The 13205-nt window shown below is 34.7% G+C and carries 13 protein-coding genes; 6 read left to right on the top strand and 7 right to left on the bottom strand.

Annotated elements, in window-relative coordinates; genetic code table 11:
- Positions 1-8: 8 nt before the first annotated feature.
- The 4 genes from AC056_RS13925 to AC056_RS13910 form a co-directional block, all read right to left on the bottom strand.
- The gene (locus AC056_RS13925) at positions 9-1418 is read right to left on the bottom strand and encodes a short-chain fatty acid transporter (RefSeq protein ID WP_077163951.1); all 1410 of its coding nucleotides are present in this window, start codon (positions 1416-1418) and stop codon (positions 9-11) included.
- 115 nt (positions 1419-1533) lie between these two features.
- Entirely contained in the window at positions 1534-2175 is a 642-nt protein-coding gene (locus AC056_RS13920) for a 3-oxoacid CoA-transferase subunit B (protein WP_019459100.1), read from the bottom strand.
- A 1-nt stretch (position 2176) separates the two neighbouring features.
- Positions 2177-2881, bottom strand: a complete 705-nt coding sequence (locus tag AC056_RS13915) for a CoA transferase subunit A (RefSeq protein ID WP_019459101.1) — start codon at positions 2879-2881, stop codon at positions 2177-2179.
- Positions 2882-3125: 244 nt separating this feature from the next.
- Positions 3126-4007, bottom strand: coding sequence for a LysR family transcriptional regulator (locus AC056_RS13910; RefSeq protein ID WP_049065395.1), 882 nt, complete (start codon positions 4005-4007; stop codon positions 3126-3128).
- Between the two features lie 553 nt (positions 4008-4560).
- Between AC056_RS13910 and AC056_RS13900 the strand changes: the two genes are divergently transcribed.
- Both AC056_RS13900 and AC056_RS13895 read left to right on the top strand, forming a co-directional pair.
- Positions 4561-5010 carry a DUF6097 family protein gene (locus tag AC056_RS13900; protein ID WP_077163949.1) on the top strand — a complete coding sequence of 150 codons (450 nt, stop codon included), beginning with the start codon at positions 4561-4563 and terminating at the stop codon, positions 5008-5010.
- Positions 5011-5286: 276 nt separating this feature from the next.
- A complete protein-coding gene (locus AC056_RS13895) occupies positions 5287-5721 on the top strand; it encodes a glyoxalase (RefSeq protein ID WP_077163948.1) in 435 nt (144 codons plus the stop codon).
- A gap of 40 nt (positions 5722-5761) precedes the next feature.
- On the opposite strand, the gene AC056_RS13890 is transcribed toward AC056_RS13895, so the two are convergent.
- A complete protein-coding gene (locus AC056_RS13890) occupies positions 5762-6025 on the bottom strand; it encodes a hypothetical protein (RefSeq protein ID WP_019459105.1) in 264 nt (87 codons plus the stop codon).
- A 229-nt stretch (positions 6026-6254) separates the two neighbouring features.
- Here AC056_RS13890 and AC056_RS13885 point away from each other — a divergent pair, with 229 nt between their 5' ends.
- Positions 6255-6698 carry a BLUF domain-containing protein gene (locus AC056_RS13885; RefSeq protein WP_052319520.1) on the top strand — a complete coding sequence of 148 codons (444 nt, stop codon included), beginning with the start codon at positions 6255-6257 and terminating at the stop codon, positions 6696-6698.
- A gap of 136 nt (positions 6699-6834) precedes the next feature.
- On the opposite strand, the gene bla is transcribed toward AC056_RS13885, so the two are convergent.
- Entirely contained in the window at positions 6835-7689 is an 855-nt protein-coding gene (gene bla, locus AC056_RS13880; RefSeq protein ID WP_081410805.1) for a putative subclass B3 metallo-beta-lactamase, read from the bottom strand.
- 542 nt (positions 7690-8231) lie between these two features.
- Between bla and AC056_RS13875 the strand changes: the two genes are divergently transcribed.
- From AC056_RS13875 to AC056_RS13865, 3 genes are all read left to right on the top strand, one after another.
- Positions 8232-9653, top strand: coding sequence for a GntP family permease (locus tag AC056_RS13875; RefSeq protein ID WP_213033500.1), 1422 nt, complete (start codon positions 8232-8234; stop codon positions 9651-9653).
- Between the two features lie 33 nt (positions 9654-9686).
- Positions 9687-10472 (top strand): 3-hydroxybutyrate dehydrogenase, encoded by a 786-nt coding sequence (locus AC056_RS13870; RefSeq protein WP_077163945.1) that lies wholly within the window; start codon positions 9687-9689, stop codon positions 10470-10472.
- A gap of 325 nt (positions 10473-10797) precedes the next feature.
- Entirely contained in the window at positions 10798-11784 is a 987-nt protein-coding gene (locus AC056_RS13865) for an AraC family transcriptional regulator (protein ID WP_013197961.1), read from the top strand.
- 61 nt (positions 11785-11845) lie between these two features.
- Here the strand turns inward: AC056_RS13865 and AC056_RS13860 are convergent, their stop codons facing one another.
- Positions 11846-13195, bottom strand: coding sequence for an MFS transporter (locus AC056_RS13860; RefSeq protein WP_077163944.1), 1350 nt, complete (start codon positions 13193-13195; stop codon positions 11846-11848).
- Positions 13196-13205: the final 10 nt, after the last annotated feature.

Here is a 13205-nt window from a genome sequence, read left to right as displayed (position 1 = left end):
CCACTAAATTAAAAAGTTGGAGGGGTATAGCTGAGCGTTCTACCAAAGAACCACAGCAAGAATAAAACTAAAGGAAAATGCACAACGAGCTGAGTGACTGTAAACCCAATCACATCTTTTGCTTTTAGTTTTAAAATGCCTAACATTGGAAGCATAAAGAATGGATTGATTAAGTTTGGTAAAGCTTCGGCTGCATTATAAATTTGTACAGACCAACCCAAATGAACCTTTAAATCATTTGCCGCTTGCATAACATATGGGGCTTCAATAATCCATTTTCCACCACCTGAAGGAACAAAGAATCCAAGGATGGCAGAGTAAACTCCCATCACAATCGCAAAAGTTTCTTTTGACGCAATTGAAACGAAAAACTCAGCTATATAATGCGACAGCGATAAATCTTGACTGTTTAAAGCTTGCGTCATAATAAATGCAATACTTCCATAAAGTGGAAACTGAATTAAAATTCCTGATACGGCTGGAACTGCGTTTGCAACAGCATTTAAGAAGTTTCGAGGTGTACCATGTAACGCTAGACCAAGCATTAAAAATACAAAGTTGTATGTGTTTAAGCTTGAAATTGCAATAATTGGATTACTTTTTGAAAATTCAAAAAACATCCAGATTAAGCCTAAAGCCACTACAATAATCGTTAAAATAGGCGAGTTTTCTAACCAATCGCCAGGACGATTAGATTTCTCCTCATGTGGTTTGTCTTCTTCAAACTGAACATCAAAACTATCAATCGTTTTAACATTATTGCCTTTTGGAGCTGACCAATACGCAATAGCGATTGAAACAATCACCAAAATAATGGTCATCGCAATCGATTGCCAAAGGAAAATAGTTTCAGTAAATGGAATAACACCAGTCAGGTTGTAAATTGATTCAGGTAAGCTACTTTTATTTGCCTGAAGCTGCGCTGCTGAAGAACTGATTCCTAGTGCCCAAGTCGCCCCCATACCAATGATTGCGGCTGCCGCAGCAGCACGATAATCCATATTCAGCTCTTTACGTTTCGCTAATGCAATTACTAAAAGTGCCGTAAGAATTGTACTAACAGCCCAATTCACCAAAGAAATTAATAAGCTTACAGTTGCAACCAAAACAATAGCACCACGTCCAGAATTTGGAATACGTGCCATTTTTTGGATGATGTATTTGACGGGCTTAGATACAGAAACGACATAACCTACAATAATGAGCATGGTCATTTGTAGGGTAAAGGGAATAAGACTCCAAAAACCGTTACCAAAAGAAGTTGCTACATCGTGAATTGGGGCGCCAATACCCAAAGCGGCAATAGATACAATAATGACGCCGAGTAATGCAAAGATATATGAATCAGGAAACCATTTTTCAGACCAGTCACTAATCCGAAGAGCAAATCTTTCAAAAATTCCTTGCTGTTTTTCCATAGCTGAAAAATCCTTCTCGTTCTTATTTATAAACAGCACATCCAGTGCTTAAAAGGGCTAAGACTAAAGCTCACTTTCTAACTTGAGTCTTGTACAGCTAACTAAATCTTAGAATTTACGCGACTAAAGTTTTATAAAACTCGACACCTGTAGCAGCTTGAATTTGTTCAAGCGTGACATCTTTAGCAAGTTCAATCAGCTCAACACCTTGTGGAGTAATATCCATTACACCTAAGTCAGTAATGACTCGATGAACAACACCTTTACCTGTTAAAGGTAAACTACAGTTTTTTACGATTTTTGGCGTACCGTCTTTTGCACAATGTTCCATAAGCACTACAACTTTTTGTACGCCAACAACCAAGTCCATTGCGCCGCCCATACCTTTGACTTTCTTACCTGGAATCATCCAGTTGGCTAAGTCACCATTTTCAGAAACCTCCATTGCACCTAAAATTGCAATGTTGACATGACCACCACGGATCATGGCAAAAGATTCAGAGCTTGAGAAAAATGCAGCACCAGCACGAGCAGTAACCGTTTGTTTACCAGCGTTAATTAAATCAGCATCAACAGTTTCTTCTGTTGGGAACTCACCAATACCTAATAGACCATTTTCAGACTGAAGCCAAACATTAATATTTTCTGGAATATAGTTAGCAACAAGGGTAGGTAAGCCAATACCTAAATTGACATAAAAACCGTCTTTAAGTTCTTTTGCAGCACGTTGTGCCATTTCGTTACGTGACCAAGCCATTTTATACTGCCTCCGTGCTTAAAGTTTTATGCTCAATACGTTTTTCAGGTGATGCATTCAGTACAATGCGATTTACATAGATACCCGGCAAATGGATTTCATCCGGATCTAATTCACCAATTTCAACCACTTGTTCCACTTCTGCGATTGTAATTTTTCCAGCCATCGCACATTCAGGGTTAAAATTTTGAGCAGTTTTACGGAATACTAAATTACCTGCTTTATCTGCTTTATAGGCCTTAACAAGAGCCACATCTGCTGTTAACGATTCTTCTAAAATGTAGTTTTTGCCATGAAAGGTACGTTCTTCTTTACCTTCTGCAATGAGGGTACCCACGCCAGTTTGAGTATAAAATGCAGGAATCCCAGCACCGCCAGCACGTAACTTTTCAGCTAAAGTGCCTTGTGGTGTAAGCTCCACATCAAGTTCACCATTTAAATATTGGCGTTCAAACTCTTTGTTTTCACCAACATAAGAAGAAATCATTTTTTTGATTTGTTTGGTTTTAAGCAAAATACCTAAACCAAAATCATCTACACCTGCATTATTTGAAATACAAGTTAGACCAGTTACACCACTTTGCTTAACTGCAACAATTAGTTTTTCAGGAATTCCGCATAAACCAAAACCGCCTACAGCGAGTGTTTGATTATCTGCAATAACATCTTTCAGTGCTGCCTCTGCATTGGCATAAACTTTATTCATTCTGTTGTTTTCCTATATCCCTTAGTAATCTAGTTTTAGCATCACATTTTGCGTTATAGAAGTTAATTTTTTTAAAGGATTAATAAGTATAATCAATGAATGGTATCAAATTTATAACAAAAGATCAGTTTCGGACTATGTAAAAAACTTTAAAAAATAATTTTAATTTATTGAAAAATATAATTATTAATTAATTTTTATTAAACATGAGCGAAACTCATCCTAAAATACAGTATTTAATTTTTTAAAATTTATATTGAATCAAAGCCTCGATAAATTGAGTAGAAATATTTGAAATTTCAAAGTTCTTCTTATAAACAATTCCCACAGTCTTATGAATAGCTTCATCCTTTAACTCAATCAACACGTTATGTTCTTTATCAATGTGTTTTGCGAAGTGTCTTGGAATTGCACTTACACCTATACCGTAAGCCACAAAACTTGAGAGTGATGAAATTTGATGACATTCCACTTTTAAATCGAGCGTTATGTTATTTCGCAAACAATTTTGCTCAACTAAATAACGAACAATTGAAGGTTTCTGTAAGGTCACGAATGGATTTGAACAAAGCTCATGCCATGTAATAGAAGATGATTGAGCAAGTGGATGAGTCTTTGGCAATAGAGCCAAGAAATCTTCTTCAAATAGGGGCTTAAATTCTAAGCCTTCTGTGAGATCTGGTTCAAAACAAATACCAAGTTCAAAAATACCATCTTGTACTTTTTCTATAATAGTCTCATTTGGAATATCGTGAATTGAAAAATTAAGATTAGGATGAACAGCTAAAAACTGGTGAATTACTTCAGGTAAAATTGCATGAGTCACAAAGGGCATAGATGCAATACTTAAAGTTCCCCGATTAAGTTTAAAGCGTTGTTTAACATCATTTTCCATCTCATCCCAGTTGGCTAGTAACTTTTTTGCATACGGAATGAGGGATTTGCCTTCTTGGGTAAGCTCAACACGGCGTGTATTACGGTTAAAGAGTTTACCGCCTAACTCTTCTTCTAAACTTTTGATGGTAAGACTTAAGGCAGATTGGCTTAGATGTAGCTCTAAAGAAGCATTGGCATAGTTGAGGGTACGTGCAAGAGCTAAAAAAGCTTTTAATTGTTTAAGCGTCATTTCTTACCTTTAGATTACTCAACTTACGTTGAAGGGTAATTTATACGAAAATTTGCCTAAAATTATGTTTTTTGACAAAAAAATTAAGAAAAAGACTGATCAGAACTGGAGATAACAATGGACATTATTAAGAGCAATAGAAATTGCTATCTGAAGGTATAAAAATAAGTGAGGTGGCGCAACAACTGGAGTTTATCAGTGATAGAGCATTTATCATTTTTTTCCGTCAACATATAGGCACTACTCCAGTCCGTTATCTACAGAATATTTTTAGAGAAAGCTTGTATAAATAAAATTTTCTCTATCGGTAATATTAGAGTTAATCTACAAACAATTACTAAAAAGACTCTCTTTTACCTCTCTAATTTAATACAAGTTCTTTATAAAAATTGATCTTATTAAAACTATTGGAAACAGGAAAGTGTTTAGAAAAGTTAAAGTATCTTCTGGATTTTTTATTCGAATTAATTTATTAGTTTTATGTTAAAAAGCAGTTTCTCATATAGAATTTCTACTAAAATCCCTTTTTTTACTGATTGTATTATAGTTATTTATGGGGAATTTAAGAATTTTAGGTGAATCTCTGGAAAATGCGGAAATATTAAAAGACGTTCAATATCATATTAAAGATAGGAGATTACCTATCTCTTTAAAAGATGATTTAAACAAACAAGTTATTGAGATTGAAAAATATTTTGGTGAGGATAACTTTGATAAACTCGAAGTTAAGAAAAACAAAATTAACATCTGGACAGGAGTTCTTGCAGTTCCTATCTTAATTTATTGTATTACCTTGTTCTTAAGTCGATATGTACATAATTTTGGAATTAATATTGATGTAGACATGATGAATCATATGTTATTTGAAAATATATTGAAGTACATATGGGCGATTATTCTTTATGCAGCAGTATTTTTTGGATTAATTTTTTACTTTTATTTAATGAATAATCAAAGTAAAAAAATAATTGAAAAGAATGTTGAGAAGCTTCTGAGTAAATAAATTTTAGAACATTTAAGCCTCGCATTGGCGAGGTTTTTTTGTCGGCATATTTAAACATTCTCTGGGCAATTTTTTCTAAAATTTCTTCTAAAAGAAATAGTAATAATTATTATTAAAAACTCATAAAATAAATTATGCATGATTGACGTGATGATAGTGATAAGAGGATCCTTAAAATATTTAGGTATAAATTAGCAAGAAAATAATTAATGTTTAAAAAATGAATTATTTCAAGTATAAAAGAACCTATTACTTTATAAAAATGAGTTATTAAAAATGTCCCCTATCAAAGTACTTTTTGTTGCTGGATTTGGACCAATTACAAGAGTTAATGAAGAGAGTAAAGCACTCTATCAAGACACATTAAACCTTCCAATAAAAGTGATGGAAGGTAATGAATCTTATATGAGTACAGAAGATGGCAAGCTGGGCGGTGTAAAACACTTTGCACTGTGGCCATTACATCAAGCAGCAGAGTCCTGCTTTGGTCGAAAAGAATGGCCCGAAGAATTTACTGTTCCTCAAAGTTGGATTGAGTTTGAAGTTGAGGATATTAATCAAGCTTCAGCTCATATGATTTCTAAAGGATATCAACTATTGGTAAATAATCGTTTAGAACCATGGGGGCAGTCAGTTACTCGCTTTTTAAGTCCTGAAGGAGTACTCACTGGGTTAACAGTTACGCCATGGTTACGTACCGCAAATGAATAAATTAGTAATTTTATCTAAAACATAATAGAAAAATGTTTACTCAGGAATACCGTAGTTTGGTTTTCTTTGTCAGAATCTTGATAATCTTAAAGACCTGATTATTCATTCTTATTTTTTGATGAACGGTCGCATTGTCAAGTTGATCCCATAGTTCAAATGGGAAAAACTCTGAACTATGATCAAATACCCATAACCATTGGTAACTATGAGTCAGTGTATTACTATCAAAACGAACATCTTGAACTTTGACAATCTTAAATTGTTTATGATGTTCGTCTTGAAGAGTGATTTCATGGTTCTCCATTAGACATCCACAAATTAAAGACAGTTTTAATTTTACTAAAATTAAAAGTATCTGTTTAGTTGATTAAGGTGGCATTCATTTACAAAAGATTTCTGCTTGTTAAAGTTTGTCATTTTCAAAATGTTAATAATCTTTACTTTTGAAATACAAGGTTTTAAGTAGGTTGCATTGTAAGGATAGTATGTAAGTGTCAGAATGCACCATTGACATTTATCTTCGAGTTATCGCTATGAGTTTAATAGGCTTTATGTATGCAAGTAAAACCAATAGTGAACATAGTCAAATAAAACAAGATTTAATTGATATTCTTACAGAAGCTGTCAAATTTAATTCTAAAAATGACATTACTGGTGTGCTTTACTATGGTAATGGGTACTTCTTACAATACTTAGAAGGTGAGAAAGAACAAGTTGAGGCGCTGTTCTATAAATCAATTTTGAAAGATTCGAGGCATCAAAACTGCGAAATCATCTTTTTGGAACCATCTGAACAACGGTTATTTAAACATTGGAGTATGAAATTTGCTCCTATCAATACAAAAATAAAAGATTTCTTTTTTCATCATCATGTTGATGAGTTTAATCCGTATTTACTTAATACTACATCAATTCCATCTTTTATTGAATTACTTGTAGATCAACCCAATTTGAAAGCGGATCAATATCAAGTTTAACCAAAAATATATTTTCTGATTGAATATAGATCCAAAAACAAAATATTGAAGGGTGATGATATTAAAGTTTCTAAAAAAGCCCTGCATCATCAGGGCTTTTAAATTTTTATCAAATATAAATATGACAAATTAATGTTTAGTGATGACTACTAACTAGTGATTTTTCAAACGCCATTTCCGCATCTTTTACAATACTAGAAAGTTTTTCTGGTTGAATAAATGCATTGGTTTGTCCAGCATCTTTACGCGCCTTATTACCCAAGACATCTGCAACTTCTGGATGGCTAGTAAGCACAATATCTGCCTTCATGTTTTTCAAACGCTCAAAACTCTTACGATAATCTGCAACAATATTTGGATACTGATGATTATTTTGTAAAACATTGCCAGCTACAGAGAGACTGCAAGGGAAAACAACATTTAGGTTCTTACCGTTAGATTTAACTTCAGTTGACCAAGTTGTACAACCTGGGGTATGTCCAGGAGTAAGCGTGGCTTTAAGTTTTAATTTTCCAAGTTTAACTACTTCTCCATCGTGAATGACTTTATCAACTTTAACTGGAGTAAAAGGAATAGTTTGGAAGGTGTTTTCACCTATAGGTTTTCCTATTTCTAAAGCCTTAACATCCTGCTGCATTGTAATTAATTTAGCACCAGTATCTTGTTTAATGCGTGCAAGTGCACCTACATGGTCCCAATGAGCATGGCTCGTAACCATAATTTTTACATCTGATAACTTAAAACCTAATTGTTTAATGTTCTGCTCTATTTGCTCTGTATTTTCTGGAAGGCCCGTATCTATCAATAAAGTTTGATGACCAGAAGCTAACAAATAAGCTGCAAGACCGTGAGTACCCACATAGTATATATTTTCAGTAATTTGGAATGGCTGAGTATTTTGAGTCCAGTCATCGGGTAACTTTAATGGTGCAGCTGAGGTAGATAAAGAAGTCAACAATATACTTCCTATAAACAACATCTTTTTCTTCATCTTTATTGGACTCGTAGGTTGGTCGCAGTAATTAAAGTTTTATATTTTAAAGCCTTTGCCATGATTAGGCCCTAATCTATTCATAAAAAACCTGATTATTCGTATAAAAAATTTCTGCTTAATTGTTAATGTAAAGGATGGAATGTATTTAGTAATGAGAAGTTAACCTTCTTAATATTTATTAATTTAATGATGTAATTAAACTAATTTAAAAAATATATTATTTAATTGTCTTTATTAAATAATATAGAGGTATTAATTTAATTTACTCAATAATTAATAAGTTTTACAAAATAATAATAATTTTTAAATAGTTGAATTCTACCAAATATGCAATATAAGTAATTGTATTTTGTTGTTATTTTAAAATTTAAATAAATTACATTGTTTTTAAATATTTTAGTGATATTTTATTTTTAAGCTCATTTACCTATTACCACTCATAGATACTGTGATTTTTATCATTTTAGGTTTGGGATAACCTAAATATCTTTTGGTAATTTTATTGAACCTAGTATTTATTCTTTAGGGAGAAAGAATATATGTGGGAATTATTTGTAATTCTACTTTCACTTGGGCTGTTAATGTATACAGCTTACAAGGGCTTTTCTGTCATTCTCATGGCACCCATTTGTGCCTTACTTGCAGTTTTACTCATTAACCCAGCCAATGTTTTACCGTTTTATTCGGGTGTCTTTATGCCCAAAATGGTGAACTTTATTAAAGATTACTTTCTTGTGTTCTTGCTTGGCGCAATTTTCGGTAAAGTTGTTGAAATGTCAGGAATTGCTGAGTCTATTGCTAGAACCATTGTAAGATGGATTGGAGCAAAAAAAGCAATTTTAACCGTTGTACTTTTAGGTGCAATTTTGACCTACAGTGGAGTAAGTTTATTTGTTGCTGTATTCGCAATTTATCCATTTGCAAACCAGCTATTTAGACAAGCCAATATTCCAAAACGTTTAATTCCGGGAACTATCGCGCTTGGTGCATTTACATTCACCATGGATGCATTGCCAGGTACTCCACAAATCCAAAACGTAATTCCAACCACTTTCTTTGGTACCAATATTTATGCCGCACCTTTCTTAGGAATTATTGGTGCTATTTTTGTTCTATGTATGGGTTTGAGCTACTTAGAATGGCGTCGTCGTGCTGCTGCAAAAGCTGGAGAAGGGTTCTCTGGGTTTGGGGTAGACAATACACCATCTCAAGAAATTGAAGCCGAAATGCCTCTACAAAATAATGGAAGTAAGGCTCGTCAGTTTCTAGCATTCGTACCCCTTATTCTTGTTGCAGTAATGAATAAATATTTGTCTAAAGCAATTAAAGAGTGGTACCCAAATGGCTTTGATTTTGCTGCCGTTGGTTTAGCTGATTACACTGTCGATGTTGCAAAAACTGGTGCGATCTGGGCAGTTGGCCTTGCACTTATTGTCGGGATTATTTCTGCAATTTTGTTTGATTATCAACGTGTCGTGACGAACTTTAAAGAAGGCATTAATGCCAGTATTGGTGGCTCACTTTTAGCAGTGATGAATACGGCTTCTGAGTATGGCTTTGGTGCAATTATTGCGTCATTACCAGGCTTTGCCATGATTAGTCATGCAATGAGCAGTACCTTCACAAATCCTTTAGTAAATGGGGCGGTGACGACAACCGTTTTAGCCGGTATTACCGGTTCGGCTTCTGGTGGTATGAGTATCGCTTTAAGTGCGATGGCTGAACATTATAACGCCGCGATTTTAGCTGCGGGTATTCCACCAGAAGTTATGCACCGTGTAGTTGCGATGGCGTCGGGTGGTATGGATACGCTTCCGCATAATGGTGCTGTCATTACTTTACTTGCTGTTACAGGCTTAACCCATAAACAATCGTATAAAGATATTTTTGCAGTTACGGTAATTAAAACATTAGCAGTATTTGTAGTGATTACGGTCTTTACCGTAACGGGTATTGTTTAAATCAGCACGTTATAAGTATTAAGGAGTAAATAGATGACTAAAATTTTAGACGGTAAAGTTGCTTTTATTACAGGTTCTGCAAGTGGTATCGGTCTAGAGATTGCTAAGAAATTTGCTCAAGAAGGTGCCAAAGTTGTTATTTCTGATATGAATGCCGAAAAGTGCCAAGAAACGGCGAATTCACTTAAAGAGCAAGGCTTTGAAGCATTATCTGCACCATGTGATGTGACCGATGAAGACGCTTATAAACAAGCAATTGAGCTTACTCAAAAGACCTTTGGCACGGTTGATATCTTAATTAATAATGCTGGCTTTCAACATGTTGCACCTATTGAAGAGTTTCCAACGGCTGTTTTTCAAAAGTTAGTTCAGGTCATGTTAACAGGAGCATTTATTGGTATTAAACATGTTTTACCAATCATGAAAGCTCAAAAATATGGACGTATTATTAACATGGCTTCAATTAATGGCTTGATTGGTTTTGCTGGAAAGGCAGGTTATAACAGCGCGAAACACGGCGTGATTGGCCTAACAAAAGTTGCAGCATTGGAATGTGCACGTGATGGTATTACAGTAAATGCTTTATGCCCCGGTTATGTAGATACGCCATTGGTTCGTGGTCAAATTGCAGATTTGGCTAAAACGCGTAATGTGAGTTTAGACAGCGCACTTGAAGACGTAATTTTAGCAATGGTTCCTCAAAAGCGTTTGTTGTCTGTTCAAGAAATTGCTGACTATGCAATTTTCCTCGCGAGTGGTAAAGCTGGTGGGGTAACAGGCCAAGCTGTCGTTATGGATGGTGGCTATACAGTTCAATAATTTAAGTGTTTTAAAAGCCGCTTATTTTAAATAGGCGGTTTTTTTATTCATTAAAATTTACGATAGCCTACTGTTCAAAATAATGATTTATATCTACTCTATTTGTTTATAAAAAAACTAATAAAATAAGTTTGTTAAAGTATGAAATTATACTTTAAAGGTATTTAACTTATTTCCATTTTTAAAATCTAATAGAGTGTGAGAAAGTAATCTTTACTCTCTTTCTTGATTAGATATTTTTCAGGAAAATTCGTCAATTAAAGGATATTAATTGGCATACAAGTTGCTTTTTAAGCAATAAGTTATTTAGCTAGGTGAAAAGGATATGATATCACTCAGCCAACAGACGGAACTCAATCATTATTCACGCAAAGCTGAATTTGCGCAGAATTTGATGTCCACAATTTGTGGTGAACACCGTCTAGACACAATTTACAAAGACACTCTCGATTTTCACTATGACGGAATGCGTTTGCCTAATAAAAAAATGGCGATCGGTACAATCAGTTATGGTGCAAACGTTGCCATTAACATCTCAAATTTAAAAGCGTATAGCATTAGTTTGCCGATACAAGGTCGACAAGCTCTCAACATTCGTGGTGCTCATTATCAATCTGATGAAAACAGGGGCCTTATTGTTTCAAATAACGATCAGCAAGATCTGATTATCGATAAAGATTGCAGAAAATTTCAGGTGGTCATTCCTGAGCGGAGTATGCAGATTGTGCTTGCGGATCTACTCAATAAACCTATAGAAACGCCTATTATTTTTAATCCTGAAATGCATCTGGACTCGGAGCAACTGATTGGTGCATGGTGGAAGAACATTCAAAATTTTGTGCAGTTAAAATCGCAATATAGCAATTTTTATGGTTTGCAGATGTTGTCTGAAGACTATGAAAATTTTGTAATTAAAGCGTTATTGTTGTCTCAAGAAAATAATTACTCTGAAGCCTTAAAGTTACTCTCACATCAGGATGAGCCAGCTTATATTCGTAAGGTTCGTAATTTTATTATTGAACATGCTCACGAAGAAATCTGTGCAGAAGACTTGCAGCGTCTGGCTGGGGTTTCAAAATCAAAATTGTATGATGAATTTCAACAATACTACGGCACAAGCCCTATGTCGTATTTGAAAAAATATCGCCTCCAACAAATTTATAAAATCTTGAGCACCACAGGAGCAGATAGAAAGGTTTCTATTTCAAAGCTTGCCTATGACTGGGGCTTTAACCATTTAAGTCGTTTTTCTCAAGAATATCGCGAAGAGTTCGGCGAAAATCCAAGTGAGACCAAAGGCAAAATTTTCTGATATTTAATTTTTCCAAATAAAAAACTGATTTAGGTAACTAAATCAGTTTTTTATTTATCGCTTAATATTTATAGCTTTCTTCTAGCTTTAACACTTGTTTGTTTTTAGATTTCTCATAAATCACTTTCAGGCTAAGTGCAATAAATGAGATGAAGGTTGGTAGTGCAAGAATAAAGAAAATACCACTTAAGCTTAGGTTGAAAGTGAAAATAAGAGAGCCAAAGAAAGCACCTAAAATTGCACCAATACGACCAATACCATGCATCCATGAAACGCCAACTGCGCGGCACACTGCTGGATAGAACATAGCTGCAAGTGGCAGTAATGAGGACTGAGCACCTGCGAGTAAGGCACCAATTAAGAAGATAGTTAGACCTAACAAGAAAATATTTGAACTCACCAGACCTGCAACAATGAATAGGACAAAAGCAATCAGGTATGAATATTTAATGACTGTGGTTGGATTCAGTTTATCCATGTACCATCCCATAATGGTTGCACCAATCACACCACCAAAAGGGAAAATCGCTGCAATTAAACTAAACTGTTGAGTACTAAAACCTGCTGTTTTTAAAATTGTTGGCATCCAGCTTGTTAAAAGATAGAACACCAACAGACTGGTAAAGCAGCAGAGCCAAAGCATGCTTGAACCCCACAGATATTTTCCTAAAACCACTTTAACTGGATTTTCATCTGAAGCATTTTCTGCTTGAGTTAAAACAAGTTTTACAGGTTCTTGGAACGAATGGCCTTGAATATTTTCTAAAATACGCTGAGCTTTGTCTTGTTGATGACGTGTAATTAAGTATTGAGTTGATTCAGGTAATTTAAGCAATAAAGCAACCACTAAAATTAGGGGAATGCTTCCGCCAATAATAATCACCTTAGCCCAGCCATAACTTTCTAATAGATAAGCTGACAGCACACCGCCACAAGAAATACCCAGCATAAAACCACAGCCAGCAAGACCTGTTAGAAATGCTTTACGTTTTACAGGCATATATTCAGAGACAATCGTACTGATGTTTGGCATGGCTGCGCCTAAACCAGCACCTGTAATAAAGCGATAAATCATTAAGTCTTGGGTTGAATTGGCAAAGCCACACAAAATCGTAAATATGGAAAATAAAAGACTTGTAAAAACAATGACGCCTTTACGTCCAAATTTATCGGACAAAGGCCCCGAAATGATTGCACCGATTGACATACCGACTAAAGCAGCACTTAAAACCGGAGCAAGTTGCGGCTTGGTAATTCCCCAATCATCTAATAATGCAGGAGCAACAAAACCAATAATTCCTGTGTCTAGACCATCACAGAAGAAGACAAAAAAGCCTAGGATAAAAACCATCCACTGTAGTGGAGACAGTTTCTCACGGTTGATAATCGTGTTTGCATCTATCGTTTTCATACGTATTCCT

This window comes from Acinetobacter genomosp. 33YU (assembly GCF_001990725.1).
GTDB classification, from domain to species: domain Bacteria; phylum Pseudomonadota; class Gammaproteobacteria; order Pseudomonadales; family Moraxellaceae; genus Acinetobacter; species Acinetobacter seifertii.
The sequence above is the reverse complement of the archived record's forward strand: the minus strand, read 5'-3'. Positions and strand labels throughout refer to the sequence as shown.